General features: G+C 57.8%; 10 protein-coding genes. 2 read left to right on the forward strand and 8 right to left on the reverse strand.

Annotated features, from left to right (window positions below; translation table 11 throughout):
- Window positions 1-255 precede the first annotated feature (255 nt).
- A complete protein-coding gene (locus ACQR35_RS04555; protein WP_430269355.1) occupies window positions 256-1890 on the reverse strand; it encodes a bifunctional hydroxymethylpyrimidine kinase/phosphomethylpyrimidine kinase in 1635 nt (544 codons plus the stop codon).
- Between the two features lie 122 nt (window positions 1891-2012).
- Window positions 2013-5543 carry an Rne/Rng family ribonuclease gene (locus ACQR35_RS04560; protein ID WP_430269356.1) on the reverse strand — a complete coding sequence of 1177 codons (3531 nt, stop codon included), beginning with the start codon at window positions 5541-5543 and terminating at the stop codon, window positions 2013-2015.
- A 472-nt stretch (window positions 5544-6015) separates the two neighbouring features.
- Between ACQR35_RS04560 and ACQR35_RS04565 the strand changes: the two genes are divergently transcribed.
- Window positions 6016-6633, forward strand: coding sequence for a vitamin K epoxide reductase family protein (locus ACQR35_RS04565; RefSeq protein ID WP_430269357.1), 618 nt, complete (start codon window positions 6016-6018; stop codon window positions 6631-6633).
- 69 nt (window positions 6634-6702) lie between these two features.
- Here the strand turns inward: ACQR35_RS04565 and ndk are convergent, their stop codons facing one another.
- From ndk to ACQR35_RS04595, 6 genes are all read right to left on the reverse strand, one after another.
- Complete coding sequence (ndk, locus tag ACQR35_RS04570; protein WP_430268220.1) at window positions 6703-7119, reverse strand: nucleoside-diphosphate kinase; 417 nt, start codon at window positions 7117-7119, stop codon at window positions 6703-6705.
- 64 nt (window positions 7120-7183) lie between these two features.
- On the reverse strand, window positions 7184-7642 hold the full coding sequence (locus tag ACQR35_RS04575; RefSeq protein WP_430269358.1) for a DUF4233 domain-containing protein: 459 nt from the start codon (window positions 7640-7642) through the stop codon (window positions 7184-7186).
- 3 nt (window positions 7643-7645) lie between these two features.
- Window positions 7646-9007 carry a bifunctional folylpolyglutamate synthase/dihydrofolate synthase gene (locus tag ACQR35_RS04580; protein WP_430268218.1) on the reverse strand — a complete coding sequence of 454 codons (1362 nt, stop codon included), beginning with the start codon at window positions 9005-9007 and terminating at the stop codon, window positions 7646-7648.
- A complete protein-coding gene (gene ileS / locus ACQR35_RS04585; RefSeq protein ID WP_430269359.1) occupies window positions 9004-12324 on the reverse strand; it encodes an isoleucine--tRNA ligase in 3321 nt (1106 codons plus the stop codon). The genes ACQR35_RS04580 and ileS overlap by 4 nt, the downstream gene beginning before the upstream one ends.
- Window positions 12325-12600: 276 nt before the next feature.
- Window positions 12601-13359 (reverse strand): SDR family oxidoreductase, encoded by a 759-nt coding sequence (locus ACQR35_RS04590; protein WP_430268216.1) that lies wholly within the window; start codon window positions 13357-13359, stop codon window positions 12601-12603.
- The gene (locus tag ACQR35_RS04595; protein WP_430268215.1) at window positions 13356-13739 is read right to left on the reverse strand and encodes a DUF488 domain-containing protein; all 384 of its coding nucleotides are present in this window, start codon (window positions 13737-13739) and stop codon (window positions 13356-13358) included. The genes ACQR35_RS04590 and ACQR35_RS04595 overlap by 4 nt, the downstream gene beginning before the upstream one ends.
- A gap of 50 nt (window positions 13740-13789) precedes the next feature.
- Between ACQR35_RS04595 and valS the strand changes: the two genes are divergently transcribed.
- A complete protein-coding gene (gene valS / locus ACQR35_RS04600) occupies window positions 13790-16411 on the forward strand; it encodes a valine--tRNA ligase (RefSeq protein ID WP_430269360.1) in 2622 nt (873 codons plus the stop codon).
- The last annotated feature ends 58 nt before the right edge of the window (window positions 16412-16469 follow it).

Raw genomic sequence — 16469 nt, forward strand, 5'->3', positions numbered from 1 at the left:
TGGAACTCAAAAGAGCTCCGTGTGGGAATCCGTGGATAAATACCACCAGGATCAAACCCAAGTGTTGGCGTAAGCACCGAAGAACTAGAATACGCTAATTCCGCTACTCGCTGCAAATGAGGCTGGCTTCGACACGCTTCCCGTGGTAGACACCACATTCTTTCCGGACCTAATCCGTTGGCCGAAGCCAACTTTCATCCGAGTGCACGTCGAAACCGCGCTTGACTATTCTAGCCTGACTCTATGGCCAGAAACCTATCCGTGGCGGCGTGGCGCGTCGAAGAATTCCACCTCATACTGGCAAGCCGCCGCAAAAGCAGTCTTCATAGCTTCCCGCTCGGGCGCTGAAGCACCAACTGCAGCCTCATCCGCCAGAGTAATTGCCGTCCGGGTTGCCTCGGCAAATTCCTCATCCGCATAATTCTTTAACCATTGGGCATAGGGATGTGTGGCCGGCTCCCCCGCATCACAAAATTGTGCGTAGAGTACTGCGCCCACCTCGGCATAAATCCAGAAACACGGCAGAACTGCCGCAACCACCACGGGATAGTTGCCCTGGGCAGCAGCCGCATCCAAATGATCCAAATAGGTCTGCGTTACGGGCCCGGGTGGGGTGATACCGATTGGAGAGCCGACGAAACCACCATCTGCGTAGGAGGACAACCAGTTGCGGTGAAGTTCTGCTTCGACCTCAATGCACTGAGCAGCCGAATGAGCCCAGAAGTCTTTTGCCCCTTGGTGTGGCGCAAGCTCGCTGGCTCTTTGCAACACTCGTGAATACCCGTTGAGGTACAGGGCGTCTTGCGAGAGGTAATAGGCGAAGTCTTTGGCACTCAAGGAACCATCGCTGAGCTCCTTGATGAAGCCGAGCTTGTAGATGGCACTCAAGGACTCCGCTGCGAGCCGCCACCACTCACGAGCGTGCTCCCCCGCCGTCCCGTTCGGTGTTGACGTGGGTTGATGACCGCTCCAAGCCTGGCCATTCCATAGGGCGTGAAAGTGGTTCACCGGTCCGTGGCCGCTCCCAACGTTGAGCTGGTCGGCACTTTCAAGGGCGTCAACCAGCCATGATTTGGCTTCCCGAACGGAAAGTACCCAATCCTGTGTGGAGACAAAGATGGTGGCTAAGGCTGAGGAGAGGGAGCATCCGGTCCCGTGGGTGTTGCGAGTATCTACCCGCGCCGATTCAAAGAGCACCACCTCTTCAGCAAGAAAACCAACGGTGTTGATTAGTGCGTCAGGGCATACCGGACCGTCCAAATGGCCGCCTTTGACCAGCACCGTAGAACCCAGTTCTGCAGCTAAGCGCTTTCCTTGCTCGAGGGCCTCCGCCCACGATTGCACCACAGGCTCGCCTAAAAGCGCTGCCAGTTCAGGAATATTAGGGGTGATCAAATCCGCCAACGGTAAAAGCTCACGCATGGCTGCTTCGGCGTCCGGATCCAATAGCCGGTCACCGCTGCTGGCCACCATAACAGGATCCAGTACGACGACGGCTGGCTGCGTTCTCGTCAACCAAGCAGCGACCGTACGGATCACCTCAGCGTTGCCGAGCATCCCGATTTTGACGGCGTCAACGTCAATGTCAGCGGAAATCGATTCAAGCTGTTGATTCAAAAAAACTGTTGGTGGCACGTGCACACCCTGAACACCTCGAGTGTTTTGTGCCGTGAGCGCGGTGATCACAGCCATTCCGTAGCCGCCGTTGGCTGCAATACTTTTGAGATCTGCTTGAATTCCTGCCCCGCCCGAAGGGTCTGAGCCAGCAATGCTTAACACCCGTGGAATCCGCTGTTGCCCATTGTGTGCCGCCTCAGGCGTCGAGGCAGGATGATCCGTTAGGGCAAAGTGGTGCGGAAAAATGCTGGGCTGAGTCAATTCTGTTGCCATTCCGTGGAACCCCCTTCAAGATTTGCCCCCAATCTATAGCAAAAGAGGAGCACCCCTAGCAGGGATGCTCCTCTTGTGACGCTAGCTCAGAACCAGCCCCGAACCTCTAGAGTTCCGAGCCGTTAGAGTTCAGAGGCCGGGACACCAACACCCAAGATCACCGGTGCTTGCTTAGCCGGCGCTTGAACGCTTTTGGTGAGCTCTCGAGCTTCAGGTGCCTTAGCTTCGTGAGTTCCGGAGCTTGCTGGTGCAACATTGCTCTGGAGCTCGACGTTTGTTTCCAACGCTGCGCCCTGTGCACGGCTTGCGCTACGGCGGCGACGTCCACGACTGGTGCTGCTACCAACGGGTGCTGCCACAGCTGTAGCCGGTTCGTCAGTAGCTGCTTCGAGGTCCGCCGGTTCAGTGGCCGCAGAGTCATTACCGCCAAGCGTAGCGAAAGCTGCGTTGAGCACGTCCAAACTCAGAGCCGGTGCAGCACTGACTGCCGCTGCCGTGCTTGTTGCCACCGGAATGACTACTTCTTCACCGTCAAAACGAAGCACAGCGCGAGCGGCACCTTCGTTCTCCACAGCTTCCGTGCCCTTCTCAGCGCTTGTCGCCTGAGTAGCGGCAGTCGCGTCGCTCTCATAAGCGTCCGCGCTATGAGCGTCCGCGTTATGAGCGTCGGCGCTATGAGAGTCGGCGCTCTGAGCATCGTCGTAATGAGCATGGGCTGCGTGAGCTGCAGCGGCGATGTTAGCCAGCGCGTGGCGAACCGCTTCAGCCTTAGCCTGGCGATCCTCGTCAAACTCTTCTTCAACCGCTACCGGGTTCGCCGGGATCAGTTCGAGCTGCTGCTGTTGCTGCTGCTCGCCTGCCACGTTTCCACCCTTGCCACGACGACGGCGACGTTCGCTCCGTACGCTGGGCTGCTGGTTTTCCGAGCGGCTTTGATCCCGATTCTGCTCACGGTTTTGATCACGCTGGGCCTCCCGGCTGTGATCCCGGTGCTGGTGATCAGCGGACGAGGTGCTGGAACGGCGGTGTTCAACGGGTTCGTCGTGAGTAACCACACCACGACCGTCGCAGACCTCGCACTGCTCACCGAATACCTCAAGCAAGCCTGTGCCCATACGCTTACGCGTCATCTGCACTAGGCCCAATGATGTCACTTCGGCCACCTGATGCTTAGTCCGGTCCCGGCCCAAGCACTCAACCATACGACGCAGCACGAGGTCGCGGTTAGACTCCAAAACCATGTCGATGAAGTCGATCACAATGATTCCACCGATGTCACGCAGGCGAAGCTGACGAACAACTTCCTCAGCGGCTTCGAGGTTGTTCTTTGTCACCGTTTCTTCAAGGTTTCCGCCACTGCCGGTGAACTTACCAGTGTTGACGTCCACCACGGTCATGGCCTCGGTGCGGTCAATGACCAAGGAACCACCAGAGGGCAAAAAGACCTTACGGTCCAGAGCCTTGTGGATCTGCTCATCAATGCGCCATGCGGAGAAAATGTCCCGGTCCTCGGTCCACTTTTCCAAACGACCCACCAAATCCGGCGCCACGTACGTAACGTAGGCCTCAATGGTGTCCCACGCTTCTTCACCGGAGACGATCAACTTGGAAAAGTCCTCGTTGAAAACGTCACGCACTACCTTGATGGTGAGGTCAGGTTCGCCGTAGAGCAGTTCAGGAGCAAGGATCTTGGTGGAGGTGGCTTGTGACTCGATACCTTCCCACTGAGCGCGCAGACGATTGATGTCATGCGTGAGCTCTTCCTCAGAAGCACCCTCAGCAGCCGTGCGAACAATAACGCCCGCGTTTTCCGGCAAACGGTCCTTCAGAATGCGCTTGAGACGGTTACGCTCAACGTCCGGGAGCTTACGGGAAATGCCCGTCATTGAACCGCCCGGCACGTACACCAAGTAGCGGCCCGGCAGCGAAATCTGGCTCGTCAGTCGAGCACCCTTGTGCCCTACCGGGTCCTTGGACACCTGAACTAAAACGGAATCGCCGGACTTCAAAGCATTCTCAATGCGGCGAGCTTTTCCTTCGAGATGAACTGAATCCCAGTTGACTTCGCCTGCGTACAGGACAGCGTTACGGCCACGTCCAATGTCCACAAATGCAGCTTCCATGGACGGCAAAACATTCTGCACGCGGCCCAAGTAAACGTTGCCAATCAGCGAGTCCTGCTGCGTTTTGGAGACAAAGTGCTCTGCCAATACGCCGTCTTCGAGGACGCCGATTTGAATCCTGTCGTCGCGCTGACGAACAATCATTTGGCGGTCTACGGATTCACGGCGAGCCAAGAACTCGGCTTCCGTGATGACTTGGCGGCGACGGCCAGTCTCGCGAGACTCCCGGCGACGCTGCTTCTTAGCTTCCAAACGAGTGGAACCCTTGACACTGGTAACCCGGTTTGACGGTGCAGACTCAGTGACGGCACGCGGAGCACGCACACGGGTCACCGTGTTAGGCGGATCGTCGTCTCCACCACCGGTCAACTCAAGATCCTGGTCACCGCGGCGGCGACGCCGACGCCGACGTGAGGTCACGCCGTCGTTATTGCTGTCGTTGTCCGGCTCAACCTCTTCCTCGTTGGGATCCTCAAACTCGTCCGTGTCCGGATTCTCAGAGGATTCGTTCCGGGAACCACCGCGGGAGCGGTTGCGGCGGCTACGGCTACGACGACGACGGCGTGAACCGGCGTCGCCCTCTTCCTCGTCGAGGTCCTCAGCTTCATCAATGTCGGCACTGACCTCGGCGGGGGTGCGAACAACCACGCTCAAGTCAGGGGCCTGGAAAATCACCGAGCTCGCCGAGACGGGCTCCATAAACAGCGAAGTAATAGACGGGGCAGGTTTCTCTTCTGCCGGAACTGCTCCGTCCTCCGTGGTGACAGACGGCGCAGCTTCCTTGACCTCAGGTGTTGCCGTTCCAGCTGGCTGGGTTTCCTCGGTGAGCTGGGGTTCTTCGGCTGGCTGGGAAGCTGCCTCATCGGTGACTGGCTTTTTGCTGCGCGAATTACGTGAGGTGTTGCGTCCTGAATTTCGGCGACTAGCTCCTCTGGTGGTGGCTTCAGCAACCGGTGTTTCAGACACAGTTGCATCAGGCACAGGTGCTTCAGACACAGGTGCTTCTACAACAGGGGCTTCAACGACGGCGGCTGAAGCTTCAGGCTCTGAAACTTCAGGCGCAGCGGCTTCTACAGTGGCTGCTGCGCGGCTGGCGCGTTGGCGGCTAGCGGCCGGTTGGGCCTTCATTTTGGTGGTGCGGGTGCGGCGGGCCGGGGCAGCAGTTGCGGCTTCCGACGTCGAACTTTCTACCTGCAGAGGTTCCACTGGCGCTGCTTCAGTGGTTGGCTGAGCCGCTGACTCACCCGGAGCAGCTGCTTTACGTGTCCGGCGAACTGGGGCTTTGCGCGTCCGTTTGGGCGCTGGCTCGGCGGTAGCTTCCGCTGCATTCGTTACAGCGGCCGGTGTAGCGTCGATTGCTTCGCTGGCGTCAGCTTCAGAGGTATTAGTGGCTGCTGCGGCTGGCTTGCGGCGGCTACGCGTGGGGCGCTTTGCGGGCGCTTTGGCTGATTCATTGGTATCAGCGTTGGTGTTTTGCTGTGGTGCTGACGTTGATTCGTCATTACCCGTTGTTATTTGGTCACTGTCCATAGTGGCAATACTCCTGCCCCGGTAGCCGCCCCACAGCCAGCGCCCCATAGGGCCAATAATTGTCAAAACCCGCAGGCGTTAACAGAAGTCAGTGGTTTGTCTTTGGGTTCGCACCATCATCTGGGTGCGGCAAGTCCCTAAGACCGTCAATCGCATCACAACCCGCCATGTCACGTGTAGCAAACTTGCCACGTGCTATAGCCAGGTGCCGCCTGATGGCTATCAGGTCCGTTGCTAAATCCGGAGGATTCGTGTGCGGACCGATTCTTCATCAGCAGTCTTCTTGACGTATTGCCGGACTGGAGACCGAGTGTGGATCGGTAACCAGACAAGCACATTCTCTCACAAGCCGAACGCTTCAGCGCGTCACGGCACGGTAGCCGGTGCCCTAGCCCAGAACACTATTCAGGGAAGTGCCCATCTACGGGCGCTACAATCACCGAAGGTAATCCCAACGAAGGACGAATAACCCATGCCCTCCCCAGCACCACAAACCATTCCCACCATGACTCGAGACAAACCGTTTGCTTGGCTTCTCCTGATCACCGGAATCGTCGGATGGATCGCCTCGGGCTGGTTGGTCTTGGAGAAGCTCGAAGTACTCAAAGACCCTAACCACATCACAGCGTGCGACGTTAGCCCTTGGGTTTCCTGCGGCCAGGTGATGAAGACGTGGCAGAGCTCATTGTTCGGCTTCCCCAACATGTTTATTGGGATTGTGGCTTTTGCCATCATCATCACCACCGCCATGGGGATTCTGGCCGGAGCCAAGTTTGCGCGTTGGTACTGGCTTGGTCTTCAAGCTGGCGTAACGCTTGGATTCATCTTTGTTTGCTGGCTCTTTAGCCAAGCGCTCTACGCAATTGGAATTCTCTGCCCGTTCTGCATGGTGGTCTGGGCCATGATGATCCCCATGTTTATTTGGGTGACCACCCGGAACCTGATACACGGCGTGATCCCCGCACCTGCCGCGCTGACCAAGTTCCTCGGCGAATGGGGCTGGGCCGTTGTGGTACTGCTGTACGTCGGTGTTATTGCCGCTGTGTTCTTCCGATTCATCGCCGTCTTCATCGGCACCTCCGGCTACTGAGCCAAGAACTTCATAAACAAAAAAGCTGTGGCCGGGGACAACCCGGCCACAGCTTTTTAGTGGAAAGTTTTAGGAGAACCAGATGCCGATCTCGCGCTCGGCTGACTCTACTGAGTCCGAGCCGTGAACCAAGTTCTGCTGGACCTTCAGGCCCCAGTCGCGGCCAAAGTCACCACGAATGGTGCCCGGCGCTGCTGTGGTTGGATCAGTGGTTCCCGCCAAGGAGCGGAAGCCTTCAATAACGCGGTGGCCTTCAAAGATCGCTGCCACTACCGGGCCGCTGAGCATAAATTCAACAAGCGGCTCGTAGAACGGCTTGCCTACATGCTCCTCGTAATGCTGCTCCAACAATTCGCGGCTCGCGTTGACCTTCTTGAGCTCCACAAGGGTGTAACCCTTGGCCTCGATGCGGGCCAGGATGGCGCCGCTCAGGTTGCGTGCCACACCGTCGGGCTTGACGAGTACTAGTGTGCGTTCAATGCTCACAATCGCTCCAAAAGTTGGGTTTGGGATATCAACAAAAGCTTACGTGCTTTCAGCCACTTCTTGCTTAGCTGGCTGCGGTTCCGCCGGGTGCTACGTCGCGATGTTCGGCATCCCACGCGGCCTGCTCACGCTCGCGTTGGGCGTTCTCAGTGTCAATCCGGATGCCCGTCCGAATGCCGTACCACCAGGCCACAGCAAACAGAACACCCACCACAAACATCATTGGCTCAACAAAGCCGGTGAGAATCAACACCACTTGAAGCAGCCACCCCAGCGCAACGCCCCAGGGCTTACTCAAGAAAGCACAAGCCACCACCATAATCACGGCCACAGCAATACCAACCGTGAGGATCAAAGCGGGGTTGAGTTCATTGCGCTTGAGACCAAACACCACAAGCGTGGCAAAGAACGCCACAAACGCCTCAAGCAACAACACGGTAGAGGCAAACATCACTTTGGTGGAACGCCGTTTTTTAGGCATTCCGGGGCGCCACTCGCGCTGAGCCTTGGTCAACTTAGCCATAACCTACTCCCCTGCCTTGGCGAGGAGCATCCTAGCCTCAGCAACTAGCGTGATTGAACCGGTGACCAACACACCGCCAGCCAAATCCTCATTGGATTCAGAGCGTTCAACAGCCCACTCAATAGCATCGTCCAAAGACTCAGCAATCTTGACGTTCTCTTCACCAAAGCCAAGGTCAATTGCCAATTCAGCGAGTTCCCCGGCCGGAATCGCACGCGGTGAGGTGGACTGTGTAAAGCAGATCTCGCCCAATAGCTCGCCCAAAGACTCACGCAATTGCTTGAGGATTTCCTCGGCATCCTTCTCGCGCAGAACACCCAAAACCACCACTAGCTTGCTGAAGCTAAAGGCCTCCGTGATGGCCTCTGCACTAACTCGAATTCCTTCAGGGTTATGGGCAGCATCCACGATGATGGTTGGAGCTGTGCGAACAACTTCTAGACGCCCTGGAGAAGTGACGTTTGCAAAGGTTTCCGCCACAATCTCAGCATCCAGTTCACGCTCTCCGGCACCAAAAAACGCTTCAAGGGCGGCAACGGCCACCGCAGCATTTTGCGCTTGGTGCGCACCATGGAGTGGCAGAAGAATGTCTTGGTAGCGGCCAGCGAGGCCTTGGATGGAGAGCACCTGACCACCAACGGCGATCTGGCGGGACTCCACCCCAAACTCAACACCTTCAAAGCGGAACGGGACGTCCACTTCCCGCGCTTTTTCCAAAAGCACTTGGGCTGCTTCAACGTCTTGAACGGCGCTAACCAAAAAACCACCAGGCTTGATGATGCCAGCCTTCTCAAGGGCAATGTCCTGCGTAGTGTCGCCCAAAAGATCGGTGTGATCCAAGGAAATTGGTGTGATCACCGAGACTTGGCCATCACCAACGTTAGTAGCGTCGGTGATGCCGCCAAGACCCACCTCAATAACGGCCACATCAACCGGCTGATCGGCGAAGATAGCGAAGCCCAGAATGGTAACGCATTCAAAGTAGGTGAGTTTCGGCTCGCCCTTGCCATCCAATTCGGCATCAACAATGTCCAAATAGGGGTGAATCTCATCCCAAATTCGCACAAAGGTTTCATCGGCTACCGGCTCGCCATCAATCGAAATGCGCTCCGTCACTTTGGCCAGGTGCGGACTCGTGTACCGTCCAGTACTCAAGCCATGCGCACGCAAGCCGGATTCGATCATGCGGGCCGTAGAGGTCTTTCCATTGGTGCCCGTGACGTGGATGATCGGGAATGCCTTGTTAGGCTCACCCAAAACCTCCATGGCCCGGAACAACGGAGCCAAACGCGGCTCCATTTTGTTCTCCGGGGCACGGCTCAACAGTTCTGCGTAGACACTCTCTACTGAGAATTCGTCGCTCATACCTTTACCTTCTCCACTACAACGTGCGCGTCACTTGCATCAGAGCTGTTGGAAGAATCCGCAACAACCAGCTCCCACTCCTCGGTGAGAGTCTCAACCTTGACCAACTCAGCGTTAGATTCAAGCGCTGCGATAACTGCTGCAGCGGCTGTCACAGTGGTGCGGATCCTGTCGCTGACGTTGAGGTCAGCATCCTTACGGGCCTGTTGGATTGTGCGAACCATGTCACGAGCAAGTCCCTCAGCTTCGAGCTCCGGGGTCAGCTCGGTGTTCAGCACCACGAAGCCACCACCGGGCAGTACTGCAACTGCTTTGCCCGAACCCTCACCAGCGCCGGCCACCACCGTTTCTAGCGTGTACTCCTGCGGTTCAAGTTCCAAACCACCCGAGGTAACAACACCGGCGTCGGACACTGACCAGTCCCCCGACTTGGAACCCTTGATGGCGAGCTGAACGTTTTTGCCCAAACGCGGGCCCGCGGCCCGTGCGTTCACCACCAGTTTCTGCTCGATCCCAAACTCTTCAGGGGAGGCAGTCTCCGCGTCCAGAAGCTTGACCGAACGGATATTCAACTCTTCCCCGACGACGGAGGCAAAGTCGCCCAGTGATGCAGCGTTGGGTGCCACCACAGTGAGTTCCTGGAGCGGCAAACGAACGCGCAACTTCGCGGCTTTTCGCAAGCTCGAACCAACCGAACAGATCTGCTGGATGCGGTCCATAGCCTGGACCAAGTCAGGCTTGGCCGGGAACAAATCAACGTTGGGCCAGTCCGTGAGGTGAACCGAACGGCCACCGGTGAGTCCACGCCAGATCTCCTCAGTCACCAGCGGCAACAGCGGGCCAGCAACACGGCACACGGCTTCCAGGGCCGTGTACAAAGCGTCAAAGGCGTCAGTGCTCTCGTCAAAGAACCGCTGGCGGCTACGGCGCACATACCAGTTGGTCAGCATGTCCAAGTAGCTGCGCAGGGCATCACACGCCCCTGAAATGTCGTAGCTGTCCAGAGCCTCGGTGACATCGCGGACTAGGTCCCCGGTGTTGGCCAACAGGTACTGATCCATCGTGTCTTGGTAGCCGTCGTAGCGCAGCGTAGCCTCGTAGCCAGCGCCACCATTGGCAGCGTTGGTGTACAGGGTAAAGAAGCTGTACACGTTCCACAGCGGCAAGATCACTTGACGAACACCGTCGCGGATACCCTGTTCGGTCACTACCAAGTTGCCGCCACGCAGGATGGGGCTGGACATCAAGAACCAACGCATGGCGTCTGAACCGTCACGGTCCAGAACCTCTGAAACGTCAGGGTAATTCCGCAAAGACTTGGACATCTTCTGACCGTCGGAACCCAGCACAATGCCGTGGCTGATGACATTGCGGAAAGCTGGACGGTCAAAGAGCGCAGTGGAGAGGATGTGCAGCATGTAGAACCAGCCGCGAGTCTGTCCGATGTACTCCACAATGAAGTCAGCCGGGTTGTGAGAATCAAACCAATCTTGGTTCTCAAAGGGATAGTGCACTTGGCCGTACGGCATGGATCCGGAATCAAACCACACGTCCAGTACGTCCTCAACACGACGCATCACGGACTGACCTTCTTCTGGCGTGCGCGGGTCATCCGGGTTGGGGCGAGTCAGCTCGTCGATGAAGGGACGGTGCAGATCGGGCTGGCCCTGGTGGTTGAGCGGGATCCGGCCAAAGTCAGCTTCGATCTCAGCCAAAGAGCCGTACACATCGGTGCGCGGGTACTCCGGATCAGAGGACTGCCACACGGGGATGGGGCTGCCCCAGAAACGGTTACGGCTGATTGACCAGTCGCGGGCGTTGGCCAACCATTTGCCGAACTGGCCGTCCTTGACGTTATCCGGGATCCAGTTGATCTCCTGGTTGAGCTCCACCATACGGTCCTTGAAAGCCGTGACGGAGACGTACCACGAGGACACCGCGCGGTAGATCAGGGGGTTACGGCAACGCCAGCAGTGCGGGTAGGAGTGCTCGTAGCTGGCCTGGCGTACCAAACGGCCTTCAGCGCGCAGCAAAGCGGTGATGGGTTTGTTGGCCTCGAAGACCTGCAAGCCCACAATCTCGGCAAGCGGGCCGTTAGCAAAAAGTGGCAAGAACTTTGCGCCCTCATCTACCGAGAGCACCACCGGAATGCCAGCCTCTTCACAGACCTTCTGGTCATCTTCACCATAGGCAGGAGCCTGGTGAACAATACCCGTACCGTCGGTGGTGGTGACGTAGTCAGCCACGAGGATCCGCCAAGCGTTCTCGGTGCCGTACTTCTCGGTGTCCGCGAAGTCGTTCCACAGTGGTTCATAACTGATTCCGGCGAGGTCTGCACCACGGTGAGTTGCCGTCACGGCGGCAGTCGCGGCAGCGCCGTCGTCGTACCCCAAATCCTTGGCGTAAGCGCCCAGCAAGTCAGCGGCGATCAGGAACTTAGCGTCAGCTGCAACAGCGGAGGCCTTAACACCGTTGGGGCCGGCCGGCACCACTACGTAATTAACCTCAGGCCCGACGGCGAGGGCCAGGTTGGTAGGCAAGGTCCAGGGTGTGGTGGTCCAGGCCAAGGCGAGAACCCCTGCGAGCTCTTGGGAGAGCGCCGAACTACCAGCCTTGAGCGGGAAAATCACTGTGACTGTCTGGTCCTGACGGTCCTTGTAGACGTCGTCATCCATCCGCAGCTCGTGGTTGGACAGCGGTGTCTCGTCCTTCCAGCAGTACGGAAGGACGCGGTACCCGTTATACGTCAGTCCCTTTTCGTGGAGCTGTTTAAATGCCCACAACACGGACTCCATGTACTCAACATTGAGTGTTTTGTAGTCGTTTTCGAAGTCAACCCAGCGGGCCTGGCGGGTGACGTAGTTCTTCCATTCATCCGCGTACTTCATCACTGAGGAACGGCAAGCATCGTTGAACTTGTCGATGCCCATGGCCACGATCTGGGTTTTGTCAGTCATACCCAGTTGCTTCATGGCTTCGAGCTCAGCAGGCAAACCGTGGGTGTCCCAGCCGAAGCGTCGCTCCACCCGGCGGCCTCGCTGAGTCTGGTAGCGGCCCACGAGGTCTTTGGCGTAACCGGTCAAAAGGTGACCGTAGTGAGGCAGGCCGTTGGCGAAGGGCGGGCCGTCATAGAACACAAACTCGTTGGTTCCAGGAGCTTCCCCGTCCAGTTGTGCAGGGCGCTGATCGATACTCGCTTGGAAGGTGCCGTCTTGGTCCCAGTACTTGAGGATCCGCTCTTCGATGTGCGGGAACTTCACTGAGGTGGACACGCCTGAAGCGTCGGGGGAAGTGGTGGCCTTGGGATACTTTGGCATCTCTAACATCCTGGTATGAGCAACGTGACTGACAGGATGCAAGGACGAATTTGTTTCTCAGCACTTGGCCAAAAAACAGAACCGCGGTACCACCTCGCTTACCAAACGTGCGCCCCGGGGGAAGCGCGTTTGGCCGCTCATTATCTGCTGTAACGGGCTTACCCGTCCGGTTCTACTGACATCCACGCATAAAAGATGTTCTGGTGTGGTTGTGTTCTTCCGGAAGCTCACCGGTGATGGCCGGGTCAATGCATGTATTACTAGTCTAACAGCTAGCTAGGATTTGCGGATCACCTTGTGATTGGCGGCTTGTGCCACCGGCCGGATGGTGATCAGATCCAAGTTGACGTGGTGCGGCAAAGACACAGCGTGCTCAATAACTTCGGCAACGTCGTCCGCGGTCAGTGGCTTATCCACGCCGGCGTAGACTTTCGCGGCAGCACCGGCGTCACCCAAGCGGTTGAGCGAAAATTCCTCGGTCTGCACCATACCTGGCGCAACTTCAATCACGCGCACGTTGTGCTCGGCTTCTTCGAGGCGCAGCGCACCGGTCATGGCGTGCTCAGCGAATTTGGCGGCGTTGTATCCGCCGCCACCCTCATAGGCTGACTGCGCCGCAGTTGAGGTGAGGTTCAAAACGGTGCCCTCGCCGTTTTCACGCAGCATCGGCAAAAACGCACGTGTGAGCTTCATGGTGCCCACCACGTTGACTTGGAACATCCATTCCCAGTCTTCCGTTTTCGCGTTGGCAACACTGTCAACGCCGCGGGCACCGCCGGCGATGTTGACCAAAGTATCAATTCCTCCCGCTTCGGTGACCTGTGCCAGCAAAGCTGCAATTCCGGCGTCGTCAGTAATGTCCAGACTTACGGGAACGGCGCCGGTTTCAGTGGCCAGCGAAGCGAGACGTTCTGCGCGGCGCGCTACAGCGAAAACGCGCCATCCGGCAGCGGTGAGACGGCGGACTGTGGCCTCACCAATTCCCGTGCTTGCACCGGTTACTACTGCCGCTCTACCGCTTGCTGCCAAAGTCATGATGCAAGCCTAGCGCGCAAGAATTCACTCAAAACAATTGCATGGTTCACGTCTGGATTTTTTGCCCCATATAACAACGTCACGTGCTCACCGTTGCGGACATGCGCCAGGAGAAGGTCGACGGCGGCACTCTGCTCCGGAGCTTGACTCAACTCGTGCAAGTACTGGCTTTTGAAATCAGCGAAGCGATCCTGCATGTGAGCGAATTCCTTGCGTAGCAGTGGTGACGGCGCAATCTCCTTGAGCCAGAGATCGAGTTTGGCGCGTTCCTTACTCACGCCGCGGGGCCAAAGCCTGTCTACCAAAACCCGCGTTCCATCCTCATCCGCGGCGGGCTCGTAGACACGCTTAACCACCAGTTCTTGGCCCAAGTCACTCATGTTCGGATGCTACTGCAAATGGCGGCTACAGAACATGAAAGAATTGACCCATGGCTGAAGACACGCAGGGTACAGACACGCCCACCACCGCCCCTATCAATGTTCCAGACAAGCCCGCTTTGGAGGGTTTGGAGACCAAACTTTCTCAGCGTTGGCTGAGCGAAGGAACGTACAACTTCGACACCGAGACCACGCGCGAGCAGGTCTACTCGATTGACACTCCCCCGCCAACAGCATCAGGTTCACTCCACGTGGGCCACATGTTCTCTTACACTCAGACGGACGTGTTGGCTCGCTTCCAGCGAATGAACGGCAAAAACGTTTTCTACCCGATGGGTTGGGATGACAACGGTCTGCCTACTGAGCGCCGCGTGCAGAACTACTACGGTGTTCGTTGCGATCCTTCAGTGCCCTACAACGCCGACTACCGCCCGCCCGCGGTCGCTGCGAAGAACCAGCGCGACTTTGATGTGGTGTCCCGCCGAAACTTCATTGAACTGTGTGAAGAGCTCGCCGTTGAGGACGAGAAGATCTTCGAGAACTTGTTCCAGACTTTGGGGCTTTCCGTGGACTGGAAGCTCACTTACCGCACCATTGATGATGTCTCCCGTGCTGTGTCTCAGCGCGCTTTCTTGGCGAACCTAAGCACTGGCGACGCTTATATGGCTGAAGCCCCCACGTTGTGGGACGTGACGTTCCGCACCGCTGTGGCTCAAGCTGAGCTGGAAGACCGCGAAGTTGCTGGCGCTTACTACCGCTATCCGTTCTTCACCGAGGACGGCGAGAAGATCTTCATCGAGACCACTCGCCCGGAGCTCCTCGCGGCTTGTGCTGCATTGGTTGCCAACCCGGATGACGAGCGCTACAAACCGTTGTTCGGCAAAAAGGTCACCTCACCGATCTTCGGCGTAGAAGTAGAAGTATTGGCTCACCCGCTGGCCAAGGCGGACAAGGGTTCCGGCATAGCCATGGTGTGTACCTTCGGTGACCTGACCGACGTCACCTGGTGGCGCGAACTTCAGCTGCCCACACGCGCCATTATGGGCCGCGACGGCCGCATCATCGCCGAGGTTCCCGAATGGATCACTGAGCCTGCTGGACGCGAGGCTTATGCCTCAATTGCCGGTAAAACCGCGTTCTCAGCCAAGGAAGCTGTGGTTGAACTCTTAACCGCTGCGGACCTGCTGGACGGGGAACCGAAGAAGATTATGCACCCGGTGAACTTCTTCGAAAAGGGTGACAAGCCGCTCGAAGTGGTTACCTCGCGTCAGTGGTACATCCGCAATGGTGGCCGCGACGAGGACCGCCGCGAACGCCTCATTGGCCGTGGCGAGGAGATCGATTTCCACCCGGCCTTTATGCGTTCACGTTACGAAAACTGGATCTCCGGCCTCAACGGTGACTGGCTAGTTTCCCGCCAGCGCTTCTTTGGTGTTCCCGTTCCAGTTTGGTACCCGCTGGATGCTCAGGGTAACCCGAACTTCGATAGCCCCCTTGTCCCCAGCGACGAGATGCTTCCCGTGGATCCCGCTGCCGACGCAGCTCCCGGTTATACCGAAGATCAGCGCAACGCACCCGGTGGTTTTATTGGCGACGCAGACGTGTTGGACACTTGGGCAACGTCATCCCTGACACCGCAGATTGTGGGTGGCTGGAGCCGCGACGAAGAACTCTTCTCCAAGGTTTACCCCTTCGATCTGCGTCCTCAGGGCCACGACATCATCCGCACCTGGCTGTTCTCCTCCGCAGTGCGTGCCGATGCTTTGCAGGGCTCGGCTCCGTGGAGGCACGCCGCCATCTCCGGCTGGATCCTGGATCCAGACCGCAAGAAGATGTCCAAGTCCAAGGGCAACGTGGTGGTTCCTACGGACGTGCTCAACGAATACGGTTCTGACGCTGTCCGTTACTGGGCAGCCTCGGCCAAATTGGGGGCGGACACCGCTTACGAGATTGCACAGATGAAGATTGGCCGCCGCTTGGCGATCAAGCTCCTGAACGCTTCCAAGTTTGTGCTGAACCTGGGCGCCACCGAGAACTCCGTTTTGGGTAACGATCTCTCAGTAGTCACCAACCCCTTGGACCGCGCACTGCTCACCCAACTGGCCAACGTCACGGCGGCAGCCACGGCGGCCTTCGAGAAGTACGACTACGCCCGCGCTTTGCAATTGAGCGAATCGTTCTTCTGGCAGTTCACCGATGACTACGTTGAGCTCATCAAGGACCGCGCCTACGGTGCTGCAGGCGAAGCCGAACAAGCTTCAGTTTTGGCTGCCCTAGCCACCACCTTGGACACCTTGTTGCGACTCTTTGCTCCCTTCTTGCCCTTCGCCACCGAAGAGGTTTGGGGCTGGTGGCGCACCGGTTCCGTTCACCGCGCAGCATGGCCCACGGCCTTGCAGGGTGTTGACGGAGATCTGTCCATGCTTGCCACCGTGGGACTGGCGCTCAGCGGTGTCCGCAAGGCGAAGTCCGAGGCCAAGGTGAAGCAACGTACCGAGGTCCTCTCAGCGACGATCACGGCGCCGGAGCAGCTGGTCAAGCAACTCGAAGCAGGGCTGGTTGACCTCAAGGCCGCCAGCAACGCCCGGGAAATCATGCTCGTTGCAGGCGAGGGTGAACTGAGCGTCTCGGCTGTTGAATTGGCCCCGGCCGAGGAAGCCGCACAGAGCTAGGCACACTAGACAAAACCCCGCACCGTTAGTTCGGTGCGGGGTTTTTGTTGTGCTCAGC

Origin of the sequence: Pseudarthrobacter sp. J1738 (assembly GCF_050490315.1) — a bacterium.
Classification (GTDB): Bacteria; Actinomycetota; Actinomycetes; order Actinomycetales; family Micrococcaceae; genus JBNPEO01.

Bases quoted from the DNA above. Each gene is read 5' to 3' on its own strand.
- ACQR35_RS04555 (WP_430269355.1), bottom strand. From the start codon at position 1,890: ATGGCAACAGAATTGACTCAGCCCAGCATTTTTCCGCACCACTTTGCC.
- ACQR35_RS04560 (WP_430269356.1), bottom strand. From the start codon at position 5,543: ATGGACAGTGACCAAATAACAACGGGTAATGACGAATCAACGTCAGCA.
- ACQR35_RS04565 (WP_430269357.1), top strand. From the start codon at position 6,016: ATGCCCTCCCCAGCACCACAAACCATTCCCACCATGACTCGAGACAAA.
- ACQR35_RS04575 (WP_430269358.1), bottom strand. From the start codon at position 7,642: ATGGCTAAGTTGACCAAGGCTCAGCGCGAGTGGCGCCCCGGAATGCCT.
- ACQR35_RS04580 (WP_430268218.1), bottom strand. From the start codon at position 9,007: ATGAGCGACGAATTCTCAGTAGAGAGTGTCTACGCAGAACTGTTGAGC.
- ileS (WP_430269359.1), bottom strand. From the start codon at position 12,324: ATGCCAAAGTATCCCAAGGCCACCACTTCCCCCGACGCTTCAGGCGTG.
- ACQR35_RS04590 (WP_430268216.1), bottom strand. From the start codon at position 13,359: ATGACTTTGGCAGCAAGCGGTAGAGCGGCAGTAGTAACCGGTGCAAGC.
- ACQR35_RS04595 (WP_430268215.1), bottom strand. From the start codon at position 13,739: ATGAGTGACTTGGGCCAAGAACTGGTGGTTAAGCGTGTCTACGAGCCC.
- valS (WP_430269360.1), top strand. From the start codon at position 13,790: ATGGCTGAAGACACGCAGGGTACAGACACGCCCACCACCGCCCCTATC.